We start from the raw sequence: 22,564 nt of genomic DNA, 5'->3' as shown, positions 1-22,564 counted from the left end.
CCGCCGGCTACTCCCCCGCCGGCCGCATCCGGTAGTCGTACGCCTCGGGCAGCGGCTCGTCGCCGGCCGCCGCCGCCCACACCTCGCCCAGGACCTCCGCGCCCTCGCGCAGGTCGGGCACCTCGAAGCCGGCGTCGAAGAGCGCGCGGGCGCCCTCCCGGTCCCCCTCGGCGACGAGGAGCTGCGCCTCGACGAGCCGGAAGCGGCCGCTTCCGCGTACGGCGGGGGGCAGCCCCTCCCAGACGGCGCGGGCCGCCTCCTCACGCCGTGCCGCGAGAAGCGCGGCGATCGCCTCGCGGCCGAGGGCGGCCGTCGCCGCCGTCCACGCCTCGCCGTCGTGCCGCTCCCGGTGCTCGCCGTCGCCCCGCTCCTGGCGGAGGAGGTCGTCGAACGCCTCGGCGTAATGGTCGGCGGCGCGCCCGGAGTTGCCCGCCTCCCGGTCGGCGACGGCGAGGCAGCGCAGCAACGGCCAGCGCACGGAGGCCAGTTTGAGCCCCCGCTCCCAGCTGCGCACGGCCTGCGCCACATCGCCCGCGTGCCACTGGGCGACCCCCAGGTGGTACTCGGTGAGGGGCTCCGCCGGCGCCGTCTCCAGCATGTCCCGCCAGTGCGGCGCGACCAGCGACGGGCCCGGCAGGGCCGCCTCGCGCGACGCCGGGAAGGTGCCGCTGCGCTCCAGCTCCAGCCAGGGCAGCTGCTGTTCGCCGAGCGTCGCCTCGTCGAAGGGCGTACCGGGGAGTTCCAGTGCGGCGCGCACGACTTCGAGCGCGCCCCATCCGGAGCCGGTGGCGAGCGACTCCCCGGGCGCGTGGTCGGCGTACGGCCGCCACGCCTCGTAGGCCGCCTCCACCCGCGCGCGCGGCAGCGCGTCCTCCAGCCGGGCCTCCGCCTCCGCGCGGGCCGCCGCCCAGTCCCCGCCGTGCACCGCCCCGGGGTCGGCGGCCAGCGGACCGTACGCCTCCAGCCAGCTGAACTCGGCGCCGGCCTCCAGCGGTACGTGCTCCAGCTGGGTACGGGCGAGGCCGGCCTGGATCTCGGCGTAGCCCGGGGTACCCGGCTCGGTCAGCCACTGCTGCCAGCGCCGCCCGCCGCGCCCCGCGCCCCACAGGAACAGCTTGCGGCCGCGCAGCAGGTCGGTGGAGGTCTGGACGAGCCCCTGCCCGTCGGCGCCGAGCGAGGCGATCCACTTGCGGGCCTCTCCGGGCACCTCGTAGAAGTAGTCGGCCGGAAACTCGCCGCGCAGCGGGTACGTACGGTCGACGCCGTCGCCGTGGGACTCCGGCACCGGCACGCGCCGCAGGCGGCGTTCGTACCCGAAGTGCCAGGCCTCGTCCGCCGGGGCGAGTACCCGGGTCCCCTCGTCCTCCGGGACCGCCGTGTTGGACCACCAGTAGGTGGGTACGGTCCGCTCGTGCGGGTTGCGTATCCGTACGCCGACGTGGAGGAAGTCGGAGTCGGCCGGCAGCCACAGGTCCACCTGGAAGGGCAGGTCGCGCAGCCGTTCCCACTCCCAGAGCCTGACCATGTCACCGCCGTCGGGGGCGGGGACGACCGCGGCGTGCAGCGGGGCGCAGGACAGCGTCGTGTGTCCGGTCGCGCCGATGTTCCACTCCAGTCCGCCGGAGAACCAGGCTCCGTTGAGTGCGAAGTCGGCGGGCTGGAGGACCGGGTTGCGGTAGAGCAGTTCGCGTCCCGTCGGCTTGTGGAACAGCGAGTGCACGCGCCCGCCGAGCCCCGGCAGCACGGTCGCTCGCAGCCGGTCGTTCTCGATGACGATCGCGTCGAGGTCCGTCCGCGCGCGCTCGCGTCCGTATCCGTCCAGGACGCGTACGGGCAGGAGGGTGCGCAGCGGTCCGTAACCGGCCTGGCGGGCCATGTCGCGCGGCAGGCGGGCGCGCGAACGCTCGTCGACGGCGTGCGTCTCGTCGAGGGGGCGGAGCACCGGCAGCGGGTTCTCCGGCCCCAAGGGGGCGGCGGGCAGGGTCAGTACGGCGCGTCGCACGGTCGTGGCCAAGGCAGTCTCACTCCCTCACACGGGCCGCCGTCCACCGGCGCCCGACGCCCATCCGAACACGGCGGACGCCTCCCTGACCAGGGGGTCCCGGGGAAGACCGCCGGGGGTCAGCGACGCATTTCCGAGGTGATCGCCCACCGTTCGTGGTCGCGCCAGGCGCCGTCGACGTGGATGAAGTCCGGTGAGAAGCCCTCCAGCCGGAACCCGGCCCCGCGGACGAGCGCGAGGGACGCCTTGTTCGCGGGCTGGACGTTGGCCTCCAGCCGGTGCAGGCCCATGGGGCCGAAGGCCCGGTCCATGACCAGGCCGAGGCCCTCGCTCATCAGACCTCGGCCCGCCGCGTGCGCGAACGCGCCGTAGCCCAGCGCGCCGCACAGGAAGTTGCCCCCGATGATGTTGTTGATGTTGATGAAGCCCGCGATGCGGCCGTCCGGGCGCTCGCACACCAGGAAGCCGACCCGTGCCGGATTGTCGATGAGCAGATCCGCGTAGGCGGCGTACGCGGCGGGCCGCTCCGGCGGGAAGAGCCACGGGTGGTGCAGGCTCCTGCTCTCGCGCGCCAGCGCGGTGAACTCGTCGGCGTCGGCGTGGCTGAAGTGCCGCAGGCCCACGCGCGGGCCCTCGGCGAGGTAGGCGGCGCACTCGGGGCTCTCGGACATCCCTCCAGGCTACTTCCGCCCTTCCCCGGCGCGCGCGACCGGGCGGGCGGACGTGTGAGGGGGAACGTCGTCAGCCGAGCGAGCCCCTGGTCACCGGAAGCTCCAGGACGCCGGTGTCCTCGGGGGCGCTGGTGACCGTCACCGGCTTGACGCCCCGGTTGCCGTAGTACGCGTCGTCGCTCGCCGCGACGACGAACTCCAGCCGGTGCCCGGTCTCGTAGCGGTGCACGATGCCGGGGAGCGAGACGGTGAAGGGACGGCTCACGTCGGGCACGCGGACCGGCGCGACGAGGCGCTGGACGAGCGTCCTGGTGCCGTCGGGGGCGACGTCGTACAGCTTGGCGAAGAGGACGAGCTTGTCGGCGGCGTCACCCGAGTGCTGTACGCGCTCGGTCCTCGGGGAGACGACCCTGAGAGTCGCCCTCGGCGCGCCGACCACGTCCACGGGGGCCTCGAGCGGCTCGGTGGACCAGCCGAGGTAGGTGCCCGGGGCGTCGCTGGGAGCGCGGTCGGGCAGGCCGGTCAGGCCGGAGAGGGAGTTCTCGGAGTGGCTGGTGGGGAAGAGGCGGTTGCGGTACTCGCGGGCGCCGCGCACGACCTTGGAGCGGTTGTCGACGAGCTTGCCGTCGCCGGAGAGGTACACCTTCCGCGACAGGGCGGGCGGCGCGGCGGCCGTGCCGTAGCCGCTCTGCCAGTCGCGGTAGTACGCGAAGGCGGGGCCGGTGCCGGTGCCCTTCCTGCCGCGCAGGTGGCGGTCGAACCAGGCGAGGACGCGCCGGCCGACATAACTGGTCTCCAGATTGCCCTGCCCGAGGTTCAGTTCGCCGGCGGCGGGGTCGGTGAGACCGCCGCTGTGGCCCCAGGACTGCCAGATCATGCGGGTCTCGGTGCCCCGGGCCTTGAGGGCCCTGTACGTCGCCTCCGCCTCGTTCAGGTTGAAGAGGGTGTCGGCCTGGCCCTGGACGATCAGCGTCGGCGTCCTGACCTTGTGGAGGTACGAGACCGGGGAGACGCCGCGCGCGTAGGCGAGCATCTCGGCGGTGCGGCCGGCGGGGTAGCGGCCCGAGGCCAGCAGCCGGGTGGTCCCGCAGGCCTCGGCGACGAAGTGCAGGCAGCCGCCGCCACCGGCCCGGGACGGGTCGAGGCCCGGGTTGAGCAGGCCCTGCGCCTCGCCCATGAGGAAGAAGCCGGACGTCCACTGGTACTTGTACGCCCCGGGGACGGCCCGGTCGTCCGTGGCGCTGTTGGGGTCGAGGGAGTAGGCGAGGTCGTTCCAGGTGATCAGGGGCACGAGGGCGTCCGGGCGGCGGTCGTTCGCGGCCGTGGCCAGCTGGACGGTGCCGCCGTACGAGCCGCCGATCATCCCGACGCGCGGGTCGCCCGCGCCGTCCTTGACGACGTAGTCGGCGCGGGTGCCGTCGTCGGCGGCGCGGATGCCGCCCAGGAAGTCGATCAGGCCCGACGCGGCCCGGCCGTCGGTCTCCGGGTCGTTGAGCGAGATGGGGCAGCCGGACGTGCCGAAGCCGAGACCCGAGTAGGCGAGGGCGACGTAACCGCGGGTGGCGAAGGCCTTGGCGATGGCGTCGGTGGAGCCGTCGGCCTTGCTGCCGCCGAAGCCGTTGGTGGTGAGGACGGCGGGCGCGGGGCGGGCCCTGCCGACTCCGGCGGGGCGGTAGAGGTCGGCGTCGACGGTGCACGTCCCCTCGCCCGCCCGCACCGTGAACCTCAGGGGGGTGACGGTGAATTCGGCCGCCGCGCCGGCCTGTCCGGGGGCGGTCAGGGCCAGGGGCGCGGCGAGCGCCGCGGCGGCGGCGAAGACGACCGGTCCGCGGGACGCGGACACGGAGCGGCGACGGCGGGGGCGACGGAGCATGCGGACCTCCACACTGAGGGCACCTTACCGACCGGTCGGTACCGGCGCCCGTCATGCTGGGACACGCGTCGCACGGCTGTCAACGGTCGGAGCGGGGCGACCGTTGGAAGGCCGGTGAAGACGGCTCGGACCGGTCCTGCCGACGGCGCCCGGAAGTGCGCTGTCAGACCCGGCTGCTACGGTCCGGGGATGATGAAACGCGTTCCCTTCACCGGTGGCGAGAAGGAAAGTCTCCAGGTCTCCCTGGACCGGCACCGCGATGCCGTGCTGTGGAAGCTCGACGGCCTCGACGACGAGCAGCTGCGCCGGCCCATGACCCCGTCGGGGACCAGCCTGCTGGGCCTGGTGAAGCATCTGGCGAGTGTCGAGTACGGCTGGTTCTGCACCACGTTCGGGCGCGGGAGCGAGCCGCTGTGGTTCGAGCCGCAGGACGACATGACGGTGACGGACGGCGAGTCCACCGCGGACATCGTGGAGCTCTACGGCCGCGCGCGGGCCGCCGCCGACCGGGCCGTGGCCGAGCTCGACCTGGACACACGGGGCACGTCGTGGTCGGGCAACACCGTGTCGATGCGCTGGGTGCTCATCCACATGCTGGAGGACACCGCGCGGCACGCGGGTCACATGGACATCATGCGTGAGCTCGTCGACGGGGCGACGGGCGACCACCCGGGGGCCTGAGCGCCTGCCGCCTCACCGCAGCGCGGGCACGTCGAGGGTGAGGGTGCGGGCGTCCGTGTCGAGTACGGCGGGCACACCGAGCGGCATGGTCAGGGCCGTCGCGCAGTGCCCGAAGCCCAGCTCCTCGACGACCGGCACCCCCAGGGAGCCCAGCCGGTCGTACAGCAGCGTCCGCACCTCCTCCTCGTACGGGCCGCACCCCTCCCACGAGCCGAGGGCGATGCCCGCCACGCCGTCCAGCCAGCCGGAGCGCAGCAGTTGGGTGAGGATCCGGTCGAGGCGGTACGCCTCCTCGCCGATGTCCTCGATCAGCAGCAGGCCGCCGCGGGCGCCGGGCCTGGCGTACGGAGTGCCCAGGCCGGCGGCGAGCAGGCTGACGCAGCCGCCGAGCGTGACGCCGCGCGCCCGGCCGGGGACCAGGACGCCCGCCGCCTCCAGGCCGAGGGTCATGACCGACTCGGGCTCGAAGAGCGTGGCCCGCAGCGCATCCCGCGTCGGGCCGTCCTCGAGGAAGGGGACGCTCGCGGCCATCGGCCCGTGCAGCGTGGCCAGGCCCAGCCGTACGGCGAAGGCCTCGTGCAGCGCGGTGATGTCGCTGTAGCCGACGAAGACCTTGGGTCCGGCCGCGCGCATCGCCGTCCAGTCGACCAGGTCCACCATGCGCTGGGCGCCGTAGCCGCCCCGCGCGCAGATCACCGCGTCCACCGACGGGTCGCACCAGGCCTCCTCCAGGTCCCGGGCCCGCGCCTCGTCCGGTCCCGCCAGGTATCCGAACTGCCGGTGCACGTCCCGCACGTGGGGGCCGACCACCGGTTCGAGGCCCCAGCCCCGCAGGATGCCGAGACCCTCTTCGAGCCGCTCCGGGGGGACGGGCCCGCTGGGGGCCACGACGGCGACCCGCGCCCCCGCCCTCAGTCGCGCGGGCCTGGCCAGAGGAGTCAGAGGAGGCGCAGGAGTCATATGGTGAGTTCCAGACGGGGTACGTCGTCGCGGTCGATGCCGAAGGTCTGGGCGTAGAGGGAGAGTTCGGCCTCCAGCGCACGGGTCAGGGTCTCGGCCCTGCGGAAACCGTGCCCCTCCCCCTCGAAGGCGAGGTACGCGTGCGGGACGCCGCGCCCCGCCATGCGCTCCAGGAACCTCTCGCACTGCGCGGGCGGGCAGATCACGTCGTCGAGCCCCTGGAGCAGCAGGAACGGCGCGGTGATCCCGTCGGCCCGGTGCAGGGGCGAACGGTCGCGGTAGCGGTCGGGGCAGGCGGCGAGCGGTCCGACGAGGCTCTCCAGGTACCGCGACTCGAAGTCGTGGGTCCCGTCCGTCGCCCAGCCCTCCAGGTCGAGGACCGGGTAGATCACGGTGCCGCAGGCATAGACGTCGGTGCCGGCCAGCGAGGCCGCCGCCGTCCAGCCGCCCGCGCTGCCGCCGCGGATCGCGAGCCTGCGCGGATCGGCCGTGCCCTCCTCGGCCAGGGCGACGGCGACGGCGGCGCAGTCCTCGACGTCCACGACGCCCCACTGTTCGCGCAGCCGGTCGCGGTATTCGCGTCCGTACCCGGCGGAGCCGCCGTAGTTGACCTCGGCGACGCCGATCCCGCGCGAGGTGAAGTAGGCGATCTCCAGGTCGAGTACGAGCGGGGCGCGCCCGGTCGGCCCGCCGTGCGCCCACACCGCGTACGGCGGCAGCTCGTCGCCGGGGGCGATGCGGCCGGGGTTGTGCGGCGGGTAGATGTGGGCGTGGATCTCGTGGCCGTCGGGTCCGGTGAAGACGCGGATCTGCGGCTCGGGATAGAAGGCGGGGTCCACCGGGTCCTCGTGCGCGGCGCCGATGACCCGGGTGTGCCCGGTGCGGGTGTCGAGCTCCATGACCTCGTACGCGCTGCGCGGGCTGGCGGCGACGCCGACGACCCGGCTGCCGTGCACGGCGAGCGTGGGGGCCCACTCGGTCCAGGGGCCCGCCGAGTCGACGACTTCGCAGCTCTCCGGGTCGAGGATGCCCAGCGCGGTGGTGCCGCTGCCGTGGATGACGGCGATCAGGCCGTTGTCCAGCGGGTGGAACCAGCGCAGGCCGATCTTCCAGAGCGGCCCGCCGAACTCCTCGGCGCGGGCGCAGAGCGAGGCCGCCGTTCCCCGGTGCGGGTCCGCGCGGTACAGGTTCCACCACCCGTCGGCGTCACTGGCGTAGAGCAGCTGTCCGTCGGCGGTCCAGTCGACCTGGGGGACCGACTCCTCGGGTCCGCCGGCGAAGCGCCGCGGGTCGCGGAAGGTGCCGTCCTCGGCGATGTCCGCGAGGATCACTTCCGTGCCGTCCCAGGGCATCCGGGGATGGTCCCAGGCGATCCAGGCCGCCCGCAGCCCGTCCGGGGAGACGCGGGGCCCGGTGACGAAGCGGTGCGCGCCGTCGGAGAGTTCGCGGACGGCGGCGCGGTCCTCGGCGGCCGAGCCGTCGAGCGGTACGGCGGCGATGACGCGCCGTACGTCGGTGGGGGCCTCGCCCGTGAACTCCTCCAGCACGCACCACACCTCGCCCGCCGCACCCCGGTCCACGCGCAGCTGCGGGTCTGCCCAGCGCAGCCCGCCGCCGACGGCCGATACGGGAGTGAGGGGCCGGGGCGCGGCGCCGGGCACGTCGGGTTCGTACGCGTAGAGCCGCTGGTCGGGGAAGTGGACGAAGACGACGAGCGGTCCGCCCACCGCGCGCTGGGCGCCGGCCCAGGGCAGGCCGCCGTACTCGACGACTCGGCTGCGTACGTTCCAGGGTGCGGGCAGAACCGATTCCTCGGCGCCGTCCGCCCGCCGGCGCACCAGCGCGCGCCGGCCGCCCTCGGTGGGGCGCGGCGCGGTCCACCACACCTCGTCGCCGACCATGCCGACGTACTCCGGGTGCCCGCCGTGCGAGGCGGCGAGCCCGGCGCCGATCGGCGACGGCCAGCTTCCGTACGGCCCTGTGGGCACCATGCCTTTCAACTCCCCGTGCCGGGCGGTCCGCTGCGCGGTCCGCTGTGCGGTCTGGCTATGCGGTCCTCAGGTAATGGTCGAGCACCCGAACGCCGAAGTGGAGGGCCTCGACCGGAACGCGTTCGTCCACGCCGTGGAAGAGCGCCCCGTAGTCGAAGTCGACCGGCAGCTTCAGCGGCGAGAAGCCGTAACCCGTGATGCCGAGCCGGGAGAACTGCTTGGCGTCCGTGCCGCCCGACATGCAGTACGGCACGACGTGCGCGCCGGGGGCGAAGTGCTCCACCGCGGCGCGCAGTTTCGCGTACGTCGGCGAGTCGGTGGGCGCCTGGAGGGCGGTCTCCCGGTGGTGGAACTCCCAGTCCACCTGCTCTCCCGTGAGCCGGTCCATGGTCTGGCGGAACTCCTCCTCGCCGCCGGGCAGGAACCGCCCGTCGACGTAGGCGGTCGCCCGACCCGGGATGACGTTGACCTTGTAACCGGCGTCCAGCATGGTCGGGTTGGCGCTGCCCCGTACCGTCGCCTCGACCAGCTCGGCGGCCGGACCCAGCTTGTTGAGCAGCGCGTCCACGTCGAAGCCGGGCGCGTCGAAGTCCGGTGCGTCGAGGTGGTGCAGGGCGGCGAGCTCGGTGAGGGCGGCCCGGACGGTCGGGGTGAGCCGCACCGGCCACTCGTACGCGCCGATCCGGGCGATGGCGGCGGCCAGCCTGCTCACGGCGTTGTCCCGGTTGACCTTGGAGCCGTGGCCCGCCGTGCCGACGCCGGTGAGCTTGAGCCAGCCGGTGCCCCGCTCCCCCGCCGCGATCGGGTAGATCTCCATGCCGGGGCCCGCGTGGAAGGTGTAGGCGCCGGATTCGCTGATGCCTTCCGTGCAGCCCTCGAAGAGCTCGGGGTGCTCGTCGGCGAGGAAGCCGGAGCCGTCGGCCGCGCTGGCCTCCTCGTCGGCGGTGAAGGCGAGCACGATGTCGCGGCGGGGCCGGGTGCCGGAGCGCGCCCAGGCCCGTACGACGGCGAGGACCATCGCGTCCATGTTCTTCATGTCGATGGCGCCACGGCCCCAGACCACCCCGTCGCGGACCTCCCCGGAGAAGGGGTGCACGCTCCAGTCGGCGGGCTCGGCGGGTACGACGTCGAGGTGGCCGTGGACCAGGAGGGCGTCGGCGGACGGGTCCGTGCCGGCGATCCTGGCCACGACGTTGGTCCGTCCGGGGGTCCGTTCGAGCAGGAGGGGCGCGAGCCCGGCACCGGCCAGCCGCTCGGCGACGTACTCGGCCGCCGGGCGCTCGCGGCAGTCGCCGCCGCCCCGGTTGGTGGTGTCGATCCGGATGAGATCGGACGTGAAGGTCACGACCTCGTCGAGCGCGAGCGCGTCGATCGTTCCCCCGTCGACCGGCTGCTGATGCCGATGCTGGTCAGCCATACTGCTCCTCCACCGCGGCCGAGACGACAGTCGTCACGGCCTTGAACGTACGAATGCCCTCATACATCGTCCCGCTGGTGTACGCGACACGCCGCTCTCCGGTCGCCTCCACCCCCGGCACCACGGTCGCGACGCCGGAGAGGTGCTCCGCGTCGAACTCCAGCTCCACGGTGAACGGGCCGCCGCGCACCGGTGCGTGGCGTACGGCGAGAGCCGTCGCCTCCTTCGCGGCGGCCCTGATGTCGGCGGCGGTGCGGGCCGGGGTACGGCACACCGCGGCGTACCGCGAGACGTGGTCCTTGACCGCGACCTTGTGGGCCCCGGGAGCGTACCCCTTGGCGTCCTCGCAGGTCAGATCGTCACCGGTGACAAGGATCACCGGTACGCCGTACTCCGCGACGACACGGGAGTTGAGCAGTCCCTCGCTGGCCCGCTCGCCGTTGACCCACACACCCGTGATGGAGTTGGCGAGGTAGGTGTGCGCGAGGACGCCCTCGGTGCCGGCGCCGGTGTGGTAGCCGACGAAGGCGATGCCGTCCACGTCCCCGTGCTGCACGCCCTCGACCATGCTGAGTGCCTTGTGGCGGCCCGTGAGCATCTCGGCGCGCTCGTCGAGGTGCTCCAGGAAGAGGTTGCGCATGGTCCAGTGCGCCTCGTTGATGAGCACCTCGTCGGCGCCCCCGTCGAAGAAGCCGAGAACGGCCGCGTTGACATCGGAGGTGAACAGGGAGCGGCAGCGCTCCCACTGCGGTGTGCCCGGCAGCACGTCGGCGGGCCAGGTGACACCGGTGGCACCCTCCATGTCGGCGCTGATGAGGATCTTCATGGGTCAGCTGTCCCCTCGCAGGTCATGCCGCGTCACGTTACGCGCCGGGGAACCGCCGGGCCAGGCCACATGCGGGTTCAGTGGTCCAGTCCTCTGCAAGGAGAGCACACGGAGACGGCGGGGGGAGCGCCGGGGGGCGGGAGGGGAGCGCCGGGGGGGGCGGAAGGGGAGCGGAGAGAGCGCGGGGGGGAGCCGGTCAGCTGTCCGGCCCCTCGACCAGAACCACCTCCAGGGTGCGCGGACCGTGCACGCCCTCGACCCGGTCCAGCTCGATGTCACTGGTCGCCGAAGGACCCGAGATCCAGGTCAGCGGCCGCCGGGGGTCCAGCCGCTCCAGGGCCTGGGGCACCGAGCCGACCACCTGGTCCGGGACCCGTACGACACAGATGTGGTGATCGGGCACCAGGGTGATCCGGCGTCTGCCCTGGTCGGGGCCGCCGTCCAGGACGATCGTGCCGGTCTCGGCGATCGCGACCGCGCAGCCCGTGACCACGCTGTCCACGGCGTCGAGCCGGTGCGTGGTGCTCGCCTCCCGGTCGTGCACCCGGACCGGGTCCGCGGCGGCCAGCCAGTGCGGCGGGAGTCCCGGCGGTACAAGCACCGTCCGCGAGCCCCGCCCGGCCAGGAGCCGCATCAGCAGCGCCGGCAGCCCGGCCGGGTCCGTCCGGTGCACGAGCGCCCGGTAGTCCGCCAGGTTCTCCGCGAGCAGTCCGACCGTCTCCTCGGTGCTCCGGTCGCCGTGCACCCGCAGGTAGCCGCGCTCCACCCGCACATCCTGCGGCCGTTCGTCGGCCGGCACGTCCGCCAGGGCCCGGCGCACCCGCGCCAGCACCCGCTCCCTGCCGCTGCTCACTCGGCTCCTCCGCGGGTGCGCTGCCACCAGTCCCTGAACGGTTCCGCGGGCAGCTCGGGCAGCGCCCGCGTGTCGCTCCACGCGCGCCCCGGCCCCGGCAGCCGCTTCGGATGGACGCGGCGGGTACGGGACGCCAGCCGCTGTCCGGCCCGCAGGACGCCCGGACGGTCCAGCGCCCAGCGCGCCGCGCGCATCGCCGCGCGCTCCGCCGCGTGCCCCTTGGCGGGCTTGATCGTGACCCGCGCCCCGTTCCTGGTCACCGTCCCGCCCTCGACCACCCGCTCCCGCAGGTGCACCAGTACCTCCGGGATGTCGATGGCGACGGGACACACCTCGTAGCAGGCGCCGCACAGCGACGACGCGTACGGCAGTGAGGCGTCGACCTCGCTTCCCGTACCGCGCAGCTGGGGGCTGAGGATCGCGCCGATCGGCCCCGGGTAGACCGAGCCGTACGCGTGCCCGCCCGCCCGCTCGTAGACCGGGCACACGTTCAGGCACGCCGAGCAGCGGATGCAGCGCAGCGCCTGGCGCCCCACCTCGTCGGCCAGCGTGTCGGTGCGGCCGTTGTCCAGGAGCACCAGGTGGAAGTCGCGCGGCCCGTCGCCGTCCGTCGTACCGGTCCACATGGTGGTGTACGGGTTCATCCGCTCCGCCGTCGAGGAGCGGGGCAGGAGCTGCAAGTACACCTCCAGGTCCCGCCAGGCCGGGACGGTCTTCTCGATGCCGACGACGGAGATCAGTGTCTCGGGGAGGGTCAGGCACATCCGTCCGTTGCCCTCGGACTCGACCACGACGAGGGTGCCCGTCTCCGCCACCATGAAGTTGGCGCCCGAGATGCCGACCTTGGCGCGCAGGAACTTCTCCCGCAGGTGCAGCCGGGCCGCCTCGGCCAGTTCGGCCGGGGTGTCGGTCAGCCCTTCGGGGGCGGCCCGTCCCCAATTCCCCATCTCCTGGGCGAAGATGTCGCGGATCTCGCCCCGGTTGCGGTGGATGGCCGGCACCAGGATGTGCGACGGCCGGTCGTCGCCGAGCTGCACGATCAGCTCCGCGAGGTCGGTCTCGTAGGCGCGGATGCCTTCCGCCTCCAGCGCCTCGTTGAGCCCGATCTCCTGCGTGGCCATCGACTTGACCTTGACGACCTCGCTCTGGCCGGTGGCCTTCACCAGCCCGGTCACGATCCGGTTGGCCTCCTCGGCGTCCACGGCCCAGTGCACGGTGCCGCCCGCCGCCGTGACCGACTCCTCCAGCTGGACGAGGTAGTGGTCGAGGTGGCGCAGCGTCCGGTCCTTCACGTCCTTGCCGGCGGCGCGCAGCCGCTCCCAGTCGTCCAGCTCGGCGACGGCCTTGGCGCGCTTGTCGCGGATGGTGTGCGTGGCATGGCGGAGGTTCCTGCGCAGCGTCTCGTTGCCCACGGCCTCCCGCGCGGCGGCCGGGAACGCCGGCATCCCCAGATACGTACCGCTCGTACCGCTCATGTGTACGGCTCCTCCTCGGTCGCGGCGAGGATCTCCGCGATGTGCACGGGCCGCACCGTGGACCCCTGCCTGGTGAGCGTCCCGCCGATGTGCATCAGGCAGGAGTTGTCGACGGTGCACACCGCCCCGGCGCCCGTGGACTCGATGTTGCGCACCTTGTCCGCGCCCATCGCCGCCGACACGGCGGCGTTCTTCACCGCGAACGTGCCGCCGAAGCCGCAGCACTCCTGAGCGCCCGGCAGTTCGCGCAGCTCCAGCCCCCCGACCTGCTCCAGCAGCCTGCGCGGCCGGTCGCGCAGTCCCAGCACGCGCAGCCCGTGGCAGGTGGGGTGGTAGGTGACGGGGTGCGGGAACCAGGCGCCGACGTCGGTCACCCCGAGGACGTCGACCAGGAACTCCGTCAGTTCGTACGTCTTCGGCACGGCCCGCGCCGCGGCGTCCGCCAGCGCCCGGCCGCGCCCCTCGGCGGCCGCCTTGGCGCCGATCCGCGGGTAGTTGTCGCGGACCATCGCGGCGCAGGAACCGGAGGGCGTGACGACGTACGCGTAGTCGGCGAAGGCCGCGTCGTACCGCCGTACCAGCGGTTCGGTCTCGTGGCGGTAGCCGGTGTTGAACTGCGGCTGCCCGCAGCAGGTCTGGGCCTGCGGGAAGTCCACCTCCACCCCCAGTCGCTCCAGCAGCCGCACGACGGCCTGCCCGGTGCGCGGATAGAGCGTGTCGTTCACGCACGTGACGAAGAGAGCTACGCGCACGTCACGTCCTCCTCCCCCGGCAGCCTGTGCCGATCCGGTCCGCGGCCTCGTCCCATGCGGAACGATCACCCGCCGGACGGTAGTACCGCAAGGGCTGGGTGGCGCGCAGCAGGGCCCGCAGCCCGGCGAGTCCGCCGCCGACCACCCCGGCCGCGCGCGCCTGGACCAGTACGTTGCCGAGCGCCGCCGCCTCGGCGGGTCCCGCGACGACCGGCAGGCCGGTCGCGTCCGCCGTCAGCCGGCACAGCAGTGTGTTGTGCGCGCCGCCGCCGACGACGTGCACCGTGCCCGCCGTCCGGCCGGACAGCGCCTGGGCCTCCTCGACGGCCGCGCGGTGGGCCAGGGCGAGCGAGTCGAGCACGCAGCGGGTGGTCTCGACGGGTGTGCGGGGCTCCGGCTGCCCGGTGCGGGCGCAGGCCCGTGCGATACGGCGGGGCATGTCGTCCGGCGCGAGGAAGGCGGGGTCGCCCGCGTCCACGACCGAGCGCAGCGGGGCCGCCCGCGCCGCCCCGTCGAGGAGGGCGTCGAGGTCCTGCGGATCCCCCTGCGCCTCCCAGGTGCGCAGGCACTCCTGCAACAGCCACAGCCCCATGATGTTGCGGAGGTAGCGGACGGTGCCGTCCACCCCCAGTTCGTTGGTGAAGTTCGCGGCCCGGGACGCCTCCGTGAGCACCGGGTGGTCGAGTTCGAGCCCGGCGAGGGACCAGGTCCCGGTGGCGATGTACGCGAAGCCGCCCCCGTCCCCGGCCTCATACCCGTCCGCGGGGACGGCCACCACCGCCGACGCCGTGTCGTGCGAGCCCACGGCGGTCACCGGGACGGGACCGGCCAGTCCCGTCCCGGCCAGCACCTCGGGCCGCAGCAGCCCGGCCGGGTCGCCGGGGCTGCGCAACGGCGGGAACAGCCCGAGGTCGATGCCCAGGCGCGCGGCGACGACGGGCGACCAGGTGCGGGTGCGCGGATCGACGAGCTGGGTGGTGGAGGCGTTGGTGATCTCGGTGCCCGCCTCGCCCGTCAGCCAGTACGAGATCAGGTCGGGGATCAGCAACAGCCGCCGCGCGGCGGCGAGTTGCGGCGTCCCCTGGGCCGCGACGAGCTGGAAGACGGTGTTGAACGGCAGGTGCTGGAGCCCCGTGGCGGCGTACAGCTCCTCGGGCGGCAGCGCCGCGGCGACCTTCTCCGGGGCGCCGTCGGTCCGGGCGTCCCGGTAGTGCACGGGGTTGCCGAGCAGGGCGCCGGCGGCGTCGAGCAGCCCGTAGTCCACCGCCCAGCTGTCGATCCCGACCCCCGCCAGCGGCCCGCCGGCCGCCGCTCCGGCCGCCCGCAGGCCGTCGAGCACGCCCCGGTAGAGGGCGAGGACGTCCCAGTGCAGCGTCCCGCCGGTCCTCACGGGCCGGTTCGCGAAGCGGTGCACCTCCTGGAGGTCCAGGGTCTCGGGCCCGACCCGGGCGACCATGACGCGTCCGCTGGAGGCGCCCAGGTCCACGGCGGCGAAGGTGCGGGTGCGGGTGGGTGGCATGAGTTCCTCGTGGAGTACGGGTGGGGTGGGACGGGGGTGGCGGCGCGGACACCGGGGGCCGGGGCGGAGGCAGGACGCCTGCGGCGGGCCTCTTCCCCACCCCGCCCCTCAAACTCCCCCAGACTCCGTCCCGGGGCCCCCAAGAGGCTGAATGTGCCGTTGAGCGCGCAAAATCCAGCCCGTCCGGGGTCCGGGGGCCTGCCCCCGGTTCGGGAAGGGGCGGGGCGGGGAAAAGCCCGCCGCGGGCGGCCCCGCCGCTACCGCAGGAACGCGGCGGCGACCCCCGCGTCCACCGGAATGTGCAGCCCCGTCGTGTGTGTGAGCTCACCCCCCGTCAGCGCGAACACCGCGTTCGCGACGTGCTCGGGCAGCACCTCCCGCTTCAGCAGCGTCCGCCGGGCGTAGAACTCGCCCAGCTCCGCCTCCTCCACCCCGTACACGGCGGCGCGTTGCGCCCCCCAGCCGCCCGCGAAGATGCCGGAGCCCCGCACCACCCCGTCCGGGTTGACGCCGTTGACCCGGATCCCGTGCTCGCCGAGTTCCGCGGCCAGGAGCCGCACCTGGTGCGCCTGGTCGGCCTTGGTGGCCGAGTAGGCGATGTTGTTCGGTCCGGCGAAGACGGAGTTCTTGGAGGCGATGTAGACGATGTCGCCGCCCACACCCTGCGCGATCATGACCCGCGCGGCCTCCCGCGAGACCAGGAAGGAGCCGCGCGCCATGATGTCGTGCTGGAGGTCCCAGTCCTTCGCCGAGGTCTCCAGCAACGGCTTGGAGATGGAGATGCCGGCGTTGTTGACCACCAGGTCGACCCCGCCGAACGCCAGCAGCGCCTCCCGGAAGGCCCCGGCGATCTGCTCCTCGCTCGTCACGTCGACCGTGACCGCGACCGCCTTGTCCGGCCCGCCCAGTTCCTCGGCGGTCTCCGCCGCCTTCCCCGCGTCGAGGTCGGCGACCACGACGCACGCGCCCGCCGCCACGAGCCGGTGCGCGATCGCCCGCCCGATGCCGGAGCCGGCACCGGTGACCAGCGCGATCCGTGTCGCGAGGGGCTCGGGCGGCGGCATCCGCCGCAGCTTGGCCTCCTCCAGCTCCCAGTACTCGATGCGGAACTTCTCCCGCTCCCCGATCGGCGCGTACGAGGAGACCGCCTCCGCGCCCCGCATCACGTTGATCGCGTTGAGGTAGAACTCGCCCGCGACCCGCGCGGTCTGCTTGTCCTTGCCGAAGGAGAACATCCCGACGCCGGGGACCAGGACGACCGCCGGGTCCGCGCCCCGCATCGCGGGCGAGGCCGGCTCCGCGTGCCGCTCGTAGTACGCGCGGTACTCCTCGCGGTACTCGGCGTGCAGTTCCTTCAGCCGGGCGACCGCCTCGTCCACGGGCGCGGACGCCGGCAGGTCGAGCACCAGCGGCCTGACCTTCGTGCGCAGGAAGTGGTCCGGGCAGGAGGTGCCCAGCGCGGCCAGCCGCCCGTGCTCGGCGCGGGAGACGAAGTCCAGTACGGCGTCGGAGTCGTCGAAGTGGCCGACCTGCGGCCGGTCGGCGCAGGCGAGCGCCCGTACGTACGGGGCGAGGGCCGCCGCCCTCTCCCGGCGTTCGGCCCCGCCCAGCGGCTCGTACCCCTCCAGCACCGGGCCGAAGGGCTCGGGGCGGCCCCGCTCGGCGAGGAACGCCTCGGCGGTGCGGATGATGTGCAGCGAGTTGGCCTCGCACTCCTCGGACGTCTCGCCCCAGGCCGTGATGCCGTGCCCGCCCAGGACGCAGCCGACGGCCCCGGGGTTGGCCTCCTTGACCGCGGCGATGTCCAGGCCGAGCTGGAAGCCGGGCCGCCGCCAGGGCACCCACACCACGCTGTCGCCGAAGCACTCGGCGGTCAGCTTCTCCCCGTCCGCCGCACAGGCCAGCGCGATCCCCGCGTCGGGGTGGAGGTGGTCCACGTGGGCCGCGTCGAGGAGTCCGTGCAGGGCGGTGTCGATCGAGGGGGCCGCGCCGCCCTTGCCGTGCAGGCAGTAGTCGAAGGCGGCGACCATCTCGTCCTCGCGCTCCACGCCCGGGTACACCCCGGTCAGTGCGCGCAGCCGGTCCAGGCGCAGCGCGGCGAGCCCCTCCGCCCTGAGCGTGCCCAGGTCGCCGCCGGACCCCTTGACCCACATCAGCTCGACGTCGCCGCCGGTCACCGGGTCGACGGCGGTGCCCTTGGCCGACGTGTTGCCGCCGGCGTAGTTGGTGGTGCGCGGATCGGCTCCCAGCCGGTGGGAGCGCTCCAGCAGTGCGTCCACCGCTTCGTGGCGCTGTGTCATACGGATCACGCTCCCCATCCGGCCTGGGCTCCGCCCACGCGCTCGTCGATGATCTTCCGGGCCCAGCCCGAGCGGTGGTACGCCGCCATCGGGTCGGGGTCGATGCCCTGCTCCTCGCGCACCTCGGCGAGCAGCGGCCGGACATCGGTGTTGTACGCGTCCATGAAGACCGCGTTGGCGGCCAGCACATCGCCCGACGCCTGGGCCTCGGCGAGCGCGCCGCCGTCCACCAGCAGGGCCTTGGCGGTGGCCTCCTGGACGTTCATCACGGAGCGGATGATCGCCGGGATCTTCGCCTCGATGTTGTGGCACTGGTCGAGCATGAAGGCCACGTCGGAGGTGAGCCCGCCGCCGCGCACCACCTCGTACATGATCCGGAACAGCTGGAACGGGTCCGCCGCCCCGACCATCAGGTCGTCGTCGGCGTAGAAGCGCGAGTTGAAGTCGAACCCGCCGAGCCGGCCCTCCCGCAGCAGCAGGGCGACGATGAACTCGATGTTGGTGCCGGGCGCGTGGTGTCCGGTGTCCACGACCACCTGCGCCTTCTCGCCGAGCTTGAGGCAGTGCGCGTACGCGGTGCCCCAGTCCGGCACGTCCATGGTGTAGAAGGCGGGCTCGAAGAGCTTGTACTCCAGCAGCATCCGCTGGTGGTCGCCGAGGCGCTCGTACACCGCGGAGAGGGCCTGCTCGAGCCGGTCCTGGCGGGCCCGGATGTCGTCCTGGCCGGGGTAGTTGGTGCCGTCGGAGAACCACAGCTTCAGGTCGCGGGAGCCGGTGGCGTCCATGATGTCGACGCACTCCAGCAGGTGGTCCAGGGCCTTGCGGCGCACGGCGGCGTCCGGGTGGCAGACGCTGCCGAGCTTGTAGTCGTCGTCCTGGAAGACGTTGGAGTTGATCGCCCCGAGCCGCAGGCCGCGCTCCCCGGCGTACGTGGCGAGCTCCGCGTATCCGCCGGAACCGTCGACCTTGTCCCAGGGGATGTGGAGAGCGACGGTCGGGGCCGCGCCGGTGTGTTCGTGGACGCGGGCGGCGTCGTCCAGTTTCTCCTGCGGGGTACGGGGGACCCCGCGCTGCGCGAACACCTTGAAGCGGGTGCCCGAATTCCCGTACGCCCATGACGGCGTCTCGATGGCCTGTGCCCTGAGGGCTGCCTTCACGGTGGAGACGTCGGCTCGGCTCGTCATCGTCAGCGCTCCTGTGTGCCACGCGGATGCATGAATCGTTTCATCGGCGTGAAGCTATGGGTGCCCGCAGCGCCTGTCAAGGGTCTGAAGTGGGGCGACCGTACGCACCCTACGAATTGAACAGGTGGAGAAAGTTTCAGGGACCGACCCATTGACGGGACCGGCACACCACGCCTAGCTTCCGGGAAAGCTCCCTGAAACCTTTCACGGCGCCGGGGGTGAGAAGTCCTGGACCGGACGGCCCCGCGCGTACGAGGACGGCGAGGTCGCCCCCGGCCCGCCGACCGTCTTCGACAGGAAGAACACCGACGAGCCCGACTTCCGATTCTTCCGATTCCGATTCCGGTCCCGATTCCGGTCCCGATTCCGGTCCCGATTCCGGTCCCGGTCCCGGGACGAGAGAGGCACTACGAGGACATGCAACGTGTCTGCTTTCTGCTGAAGGTCCGCCAGGACCGCGTCGAGGAGTACCGCGAACGGCACGCGGCGGTCTGGCCCGACATGCTCGAAGCGCTCTCGGCCACCGGCTGGCACAACTACTCGCTCTTCCTGCGCGAGGACGGGCTGCTCGTCGGATACCTGGAGACGGAGGACTTCGCCGAGGCCCGGGCCGCCATGGCCGCCACGGACGTCAACGCCCGCTGGCAGGCCGAGATGGCCCCCTACTTCGAGAACGAACAGGCCCCCTTCGCGACGGAGGCTCCCAGCGGCGGCGATCGCCCCGACGAGGCGATGAAGCCGCTCACCGAAGTGTTCCACCTGGCCTAGCAGGCCCCTCGAAGCAGACCGGAAGGACACCATGGCCTTCACCCGCACGTCCCGTTCCCGCCCCGGGCCCTGCCGGAGCGGGAACGGGAAGTACCAGCTCGTCGCCTCCGAAGGTAAGGTGATCCGCGGCCCGCTGCTGGAGACCGGCAACACGACATCGCGTGTCGGCTTCGGCCGCGACCCCGGTGGAGGGACCGACGCGTGGAACGCGAACGGTGTCGCCCGCCACCGGGCGCTCGCCACGGGCAGTCCTCTGCCCGGCCCGCGGGCACCGGCCGGTCCGAGTGGACTGGAGCTCGTGGAGGTCTCCGCCTGATGGCACAGTCGGTGGGTATCAAGGACGTCGCCCGGATCGCCGGGGTCTCCGTCGGCACGGTCTCGAACGTCATCAACCGGCCCGAATCGGTGACGGAGGAGACGCGGGCGCGTGTCCTGTCCACCATCGACCGGCTCGGCTACGTACGCAGCGAGTCGGCCCGCCAGCTGCGGGCGGGCCGCAGCCGGATCATCTCCCTGCTCGTGCTCGACATGGCCAACCCCTTCTTCGTGGACGTCGCCTCCGGCGCCGAGCGGGCCGCGCGGGAGGCCGGGCTCGGGGTGATGCTGTGCAACAGCGGCCAGAGCACCGACGAGGAGACGGAGTACCTCGGCCTCTTCAGCGAGCAGCGGGTACGGGGCGTACTGATCACTCCGGTCGACCCCACCGGCGGCAATCTGCGCCACTTCCGGAAGCAGGGCATCCCCTACGTGCTCGTCGACCGGGTGGCCCCCAGCACCGAGGGGTGCTCCGTCTCCGTCGACGACGTCCTGGGCGGAGCGCTGGCCGTACGGCACCTCCTCTCCCAGGGCCACACCGAGATCGCGTACGTCAGCGGGCCCCTGCACCTCGCCCAGTGCCGGGACCGGCGGGCGGGCGCCCTCCAGGCGCTGGCCGAGGCCGGGCTGCCGGCGGAGCGGCTGCGGCTGATCGAGGCCGAGCGGCTCGACGTGGCGGCGGGACGCGACTCCGGTGCGCGGCTGCTGGGCATGTCGTCCCGCCCCGCCGCGGTGTTCTGCGCCAACGATCTGCTGGCGCTGGGAATGCTGCAGGCGCTGTACGGGGCCGGGGTGAGCGTTCCCGACGACGTGGCCCTGGTCGGCTACGACGACATCGAGTTCGCCTCGGCGGCCGCGGTGCCGCTGACCTCCGTGCGCCAGCCGGCCTTCCGGATGGGGCGGATGGCCGCCGACCTGCTCATCGAGGAGACCGGCGACGGGGCACGGAGTCACCAGCACCAGCGGATCGTGCTCCAGCCGGAGCTGGTGGTGCGGGACTCCTCGCTGTCCCGCCGCCGCTGACGCGCCTGCGCCGGACGGGTCGGGGGCCGGACGGGTCGGGGGCCGGACGGGTCGGGGGCCGGACAGGTCGGGGGCCGGACGGGCCGAGGGCCGGACGGGCCGCACACGTCGCGCCGTACGACGCGGGAGCCGCTCGCCGGGGGAGGTGGGCAGGCGGATGCGGGGTAGTCGCAGGGCATGAGCGACGAGGAGAAGCGCGCCACGCCGGGAAAGAGCGCCCGCGCCACCGCCCGCACCACCGCCGCCCGTCTCGAACGGACGGCCACCGAGGTCTTCGGCTGGCAGGAACTGAGGCCCGGACAGCTGAAGGCCATGGAAGCGGTCGCGGCCGGCCGCGACACCCTCGTGGTCATGCCGACCGGCGCCGGGAAGTCCGCCGTCTACCAAGTGGCCGCGCTGGCTCTTCCCGGCCCGGCCGTGGTCGTCTCCCCGCTCATCGCCCTGCAACGGGACCAGATCGCCGGGTTGCTGCGACGCAGCGCCCCGCAGGCGGTCGCCGTCAACTCGGCCCAGGCGGCCGGGGAGACCGCGGCGGCCTGGGAGGCGGTGCGCGGTGGTGACGCCGAGTATCTGTTCCTCTCCCCCGAGCAGCTCGCCAAGGACGACGTGGTCGAACGCCTGGCGCGGGCGAGGCCCGCGCTCTTCGTCGTCGACGAGGCGCAGTGCGTGTCCGCCTGGGGCCACGACTTCCGCCCCGACTACCTGCGTCTGGCCCAGGTGGTCCGGCGGGTGGGCCGGCCCACGGTCCTCGCGCTGACGGCCACGGCCGCTCCTCCGGTGCGCGAGGAGATCGTGGAGCGGCTGGGCATGGAGGATCCCACGCTGGTCGTCGCCGGGTTCGACCGGCCGGAGATCACGCTGGAGGTCCGCCGTTTCCTGGACGACGAGGACAAACGCCGGGCGGTGGTGGAGAGGGCGGCGGCGGAGGCCAAGCCCGGAATCGTGTACACGGCCACCCGCAAGGACGCGGAGAGCTACGCGGCCGAACTCGCCGGGCTGGGTCTGACGGCCGCCGCCTACCACGCCGGCCTGCGCGGCGAAGAGCGCTCGCGGGTGCACGACGCCTTCCTGGCCGGAGAGACGGACGTGGTCGCCGCGACCTCGGCCTTCGGCATGGGCATCGACAAGGAGGACGTGCGGTTCGTCCTGCACGCCTCCGTGCCCGGGTCACTCGACGCGTACTACCAGGAGATCGGCCGGGCCGGACGTGACGGCGCGCGCGCCGTCGCCGTACTCCACTACCGGCCGCAGGACACCGGCATGCAGAACTTCTTCGCCGCCCGCACGCCCGGCGAGGACACGCTCACCGAGGTCACGGCCCGTCTGCACGAGCACGGCGGCCCCCTCGCGCTGAAGGAGCTCAGCGAGGAGACCGGCCTGTCGCGCAACCGCGTGACCGCGGCGGCCAACCTCCTCGAACAGGCCGGGGCGGTGGCCACGGACGACGGGGGGGAGGTGCGCGCCGTCCCGGACGTGGCGGCGGACGACGCCGCCGAGCGGGCGGTGGAGGCGGCGCAGGCACGGCGGAAGCTGGAGCGCTCGCGGGTGGAGATGGCCCGGGCGTACGCCGAGACCACCGGCTGCCGCCGCCGCTTCCTCCTCGGTTACTTCGGCGAGTCCTACGAGGCTCCGTGCGGAAATTGCGACGTGTGCACGACAAGCTCCGACGGCGGCGGGACCGGGGCCGGGACCGGGGCCAGGACCGGAGGAGGGCTCGAGGAGAGGCTTTTCGAACGGGGCGGACGGGACAGCGGTACGCCCGGACATCCGGCGGCCGCCGAGTTCCCCACGGGGACGAGGGTGCGGCACAGCGAGTGGGGCGACGGCATGGTTCTCGCCGAGGAGGGCGACCGGATCACCGTCCTGTTCGATTCCATGGGATACCGCACCCTGTCGCTGGCGACCGTCACCGACCAGGACCTGCTCACCGCGGTGGCGAAGCCCGCCGGCTGAC

The 22,564-nt window shown here is 73.4% G+C and carries 18 protein-coding genes; 5 read left to right on the top strand and 13 right to left on the bottom strand.

The genetic code is table 11. From position 1 onward, the window contains the following. Positions 1 to 7: 7 nt before the first annotated feature. From ACWDZ4_RS08605 to ACWDZ4_RS08595, 3 genes are all read right to left on the bottom strand, one after another. Complete coding sequence (locus ACWDZ4_RS08605; protein ID WP_451507674.1) at positions 8 to 2,014, bottom strand: DUF5107 domain-containing protein; 2,007 nt, start codon at positions 2,012 to 2,014, stop codon at positions 8 to 10. A 107-nt stretch (positions 2,015 to 2,121) separates the two neighbouring features. After that, on the bottom strand, positions 2,122 to 2,673 hold the full coding sequence (locus ACWDZ4_RS08600) for a GNAT family N-acetyltransferase (protein ID WP_451507673.1): 552 nt from the start codon (positions 2,671 to 2,673) through the stop codon (positions 2,122 to 2,124). A gap of 70 nt (positions 2,674 to 2,743) precedes the next feature. After that, complete coding sequence (locus ACWDZ4_RS08595) at positions 2,744 to 4,546, bottom strand: alpha/beta fold hydrolase (RefSeq protein ID WP_451507672.1); 1,803 nt, start codon at positions 4,544 to 4,546, stop codon at positions 2,744 to 2,746. A 192-nt stretch (positions 4,547 to 4,738) separates the two neighbouring features. Between ACWDZ4_RS08595 and ACWDZ4_RS08590 the strand changes: the two genes are divergently transcribed. After that, positions 4,739 to 5,227, top strand: a complete 489-nt coding sequence (locus tag ACWDZ4_RS08590; RefSeq protein ID WP_451507698.1) for a DinB family protein — start codon at positions 4,739 to 4,741, stop codon at positions 5,225 to 5,227. A 12-nt stretch (positions 5,228 to 5,239) separates the two neighbouring features. On the opposite strand, the gene ACWDZ4_RS08585 is transcribed toward ACWDZ4_RS08590, so the two are convergent. The 10 genes from ACWDZ4_RS08585 to rhaI form a co-directional block, all read right to left on the bottom strand. Continuing rightward, on the bottom strand, positions 5,240 to 6,187 hold the full coding sequence (locus ACWDZ4_RS08585; protein WP_451507671.1) for a S66 peptidase family protein: 948 nt from the start codon (positions 6,185 to 6,187) through the stop codon (positions 5,240 to 5,242). Beyond that, the gene (locus ACWDZ4_RS08580) at positions 6,184 to 8,178 is read right to left on the bottom strand and encodes an LpqB family beta-propeller domain-containing protein (RefSeq protein ID WP_451507670.1); all 1,995 of its coding nucleotides are present in this window, start codon (positions 8,176 to 8,178) and stop codon (positions 6,184 to 6,186) included. The genes ACWDZ4_RS08585 and ACWDZ4_RS08580 overlap by 4 nt, the downstream gene beginning before the upstream one ends. A 55-nt stretch (positions 8,179 to 8,233) precedes the next feature. Next, positions 8,234 to 9,595, bottom strand: a complete 1,362-nt coding sequence (locus tag ACWDZ4_RS08575; protein ID WP_451507669.1) for a M20/M25/M40 family metallo-hydrolase — start codon at positions 9,593 to 9,595, stop codon at positions 8,234 to 8,236. Then, positions 9,588 to 10,421, bottom strand: coding sequence for a M55 family metallopeptidase (locus ACWDZ4_RS08570; RefSeq protein ID WP_451507668.1), 834 nt, complete (start codon positions 10,419 to 10,421; stop codon positions 9,588 to 9,590). Before ACWDZ4_RS08570 ends, ACWDZ4_RS08575 begins: the two co-directional genes overlap by 8 nt. A 196-nt stretch (positions 10,422 to 10,617) precedes the next feature. Next, a complete protein-coding gene (locus ACWDZ4_RS08565) occupies positions 10,618 to 11,274 on the bottom strand; it encodes a LutC/YkgG family protein (RefSeq protein ID WP_451507667.1) in 657 nt (218 codons plus the stop codon). Next, complete coding sequence (locus ACWDZ4_RS08560) at positions 11,271 to 12,749, bottom strand: LutB/LldF family L-lactate oxidation iron-sulfur protein (RefSeq protein WP_451507666.1); 1,479 nt, start codon at positions 12,747 to 12,749, stop codon at positions 11,271 to 11,273. The genes ACWDZ4_RS08565 and ACWDZ4_RS08560 overlap by 4 nt, the downstream gene beginning before the upstream one ends. Beyond that, on the bottom strand, positions 12,746 to 13,501 hold the full coding sequence (locus ACWDZ4_RS08555; protein ID WP_451507665.1) for a (Fe-S)-binding protein: 756 nt from the start codon (positions 13,499 to 13,501) through the stop codon (positions 12,746 to 12,748). The genes ACWDZ4_RS08560 and ACWDZ4_RS08555 overlap by 4 nt, the downstream gene beginning before the upstream one ends. 1 nt (position 13,502) lies before the next feature. After that, entirely contained in the window at positions 13,503 to 15,020 is a 1,518-nt protein-coding gene (locus ACWDZ4_RS08550) for a rhamnulokinase (RefSeq protein WP_451507664.1), read from the bottom strand. A 257-nt stretch (positions 15,021 to 15,277) separates the two neighbouring features. Beyond that, positions 15,278 to 17,320 (bottom strand): bifunctional aldolase/short-chain dehydrogenase, encoded by a 2,043-nt coding sequence (locus tag ACWDZ4_RS08545; RefSeq protein ID WP_451507663.1) that lies wholly within the window; start codon positions 17,318 to 17,320, stop codon positions 15,278 to 15,280. Between the two features lie 5 nt (positions 17,321 to 17,325). Then, a complete protein-coding gene (gene rhaI, locus ACWDZ4_RS08540; protein ID WP_451507662.1) occupies positions 17,326 to 18,504 on the bottom strand; it encodes an L-rhamnose isomerase in 1,179 nt (392 codons plus the stop codon). Between the two features lie 417 nt (positions 18,505 to 18,921). Between rhaI and ACWDZ4_RS08535 the strand changes: the two genes are divergently transcribed. From ACWDZ4_RS08535 to ACWDZ4_RS08520, 4 genes are all read left to right on the top strand, one after another. Beyond that, entirely contained in the window at positions 18,922 to 19,272 is a 351-nt protein-coding gene (locus ACWDZ4_RS08535) for an L-rhamnose mutarotase (RefSeq protein WP_451507661.1), read from the top strand. Between the two features lie 31 nt (positions 19,273 to 19,303). Next, entirely contained in the window at positions 19,304 to 19,588 is a 285-nt protein-coding gene (locus tag ACWDZ4_RS08530) for a hypothetical protein (RefSeq protein ID WP_451507660.1), read from the top strand. Further along, the gene (locus ACWDZ4_RS08525; RefSeq protein ID WP_451507659.1) at positions 19,588 to 20,610 is read left to right on the top strand and encodes a LacI family DNA-binding transcriptional regulator; all 1,023 of its coding nucleotides are present in this window, start codon (positions 19,588 to 19,590) and stop codon (positions 20,608 to 20,610) included. Before ACWDZ4_RS08530 ends, ACWDZ4_RS08525 begins: the two co-directional genes overlap by 1 nt. 177 nt (positions 20,611 to 20,787) lie before the next feature. After that, positions 20,788 to 22,563: a RecQ family ATP-dependent DNA helicase gene (locus ACWDZ4_RS08520; RefSeq protein ID WP_451507658.1), complete on the top strand. Its 1,776-nt coding sequence runs from the start codon at positions 20,788 to 20,790 to the stop codon at positions 22,561 to 22,563. Position 22,564 lies beyond the last annotated feature (1 nt).

The organism is Streptomyces sp. NPDC003016 (assembly GCF_053591455.1).
The sequence above is the reverse complement of the archived record's forward strand: the minus strand, read 5'-3'. Positions and strand labels throughout refer to the sequence as shown.

Coding starts and splice junctions, on each gene's coding strand:
- ACWDZ4_RS08600 (WP_451507673.1), bottom strand. CDS start 2,673: ATGTCCGAGAGCCCCGAGTGCGCCGCCTACCTCGCCGAGGGCCCGCGC.
- ACWDZ4_RS08595 (WP_451507672.1), bottom strand. CDS start 4,546: ATGCTCCGTCGCCCCCGCCGTCGCCGCTCCGTGTCCGCGTCCCGCGGA.
- ACWDZ4_RS08590 (WP_451507698.1), top strand. CDS start 4,739: ATGAAACGCGTTCCCTTCACCGGTGGCGAGAAGGAAAGTCTCCAGGTC.
- ACWDZ4_RS08585 (WP_451507671.1), bottom strand. CDS start 6,187: ATGACTCCTGCGCCTCCTCTGACTCCTCTGGCCAGGCCCGCGCGACTG.
- ACWDZ4_RS08580 (WP_451507670.1), bottom strand. CDS start 8,178: ATGGTGCCCACAGGGCCGTACGGAAGCTGGCCGTCGCCGATCGGCGCC.
- ACWDZ4_RS08575 (WP_451507669.1), bottom strand. CDS start 9,595: ATGGCTGACCAGCATCGGCATCAGCAGCCGGTCGACGGGGGAACGATC.
- ACWDZ4_RS08570 (WP_451507668.1), bottom strand. CDS start 10,421: ATGAAGATCCTCATCAGCGCCGACATGGAGGGTGCCACCGGTGTCACC.
- ACWDZ4_RS08560 (WP_451507666.1), bottom strand. CDS start 12,749: ATGAGCGGTACGAGCGGTACGTATCTGGGGATGCCGGCGTTCCCGGCC.
- ACWDZ4_RS08550 (WP_451507664.1), bottom strand. CDS start 15,020: ATGCCACCCACCCGCACCCGCACCTTCGCCGCCGTGGACCTGGGCGCC.
- ACWDZ4_RS08545 (WP_451507663.1), bottom strand. CDS start 17,320: ATGACACAGCGCCACGAAGCGGTGGACGCACTGCTGGAGCGCTCCCAC.
- rhaI (WP_451507662.1), bottom strand. CDS start 18,504: ATGACGAGCCGAGCCGACGTCTCCACCGTGAAGGCAGCCCTCAGGGCA.
- ACWDZ4_RS08535 (WP_451507661.1), top strand. CDS start 18,922: ATGCAACGTGTCTGCTTTCTGCTGAAGGTCCGCCAGGACCGCGTCGAG.
- ACWDZ4_RS08530 (WP_451507660.1), top strand. CDS start 19,304: ATGGCCTTCACCCGCACGTCCCGTTCCCGCCCCGGGCCCTGCCGGAGC.
- ACWDZ4_RS08525 (WP_451507659.1), top strand. CDS start 19,588: ATGGCACAGTCGGTGGGTATCAAGGACGTCGCCCGGATCGCCGGGGTC.
- ACWDZ4_RS08520 (WP_451507658.1), top strand. CDS start 20,788: ATGAGCGACGAGGAGAAGCGCGCCACGCCGGGAAAGAGCGCCCGCGCC.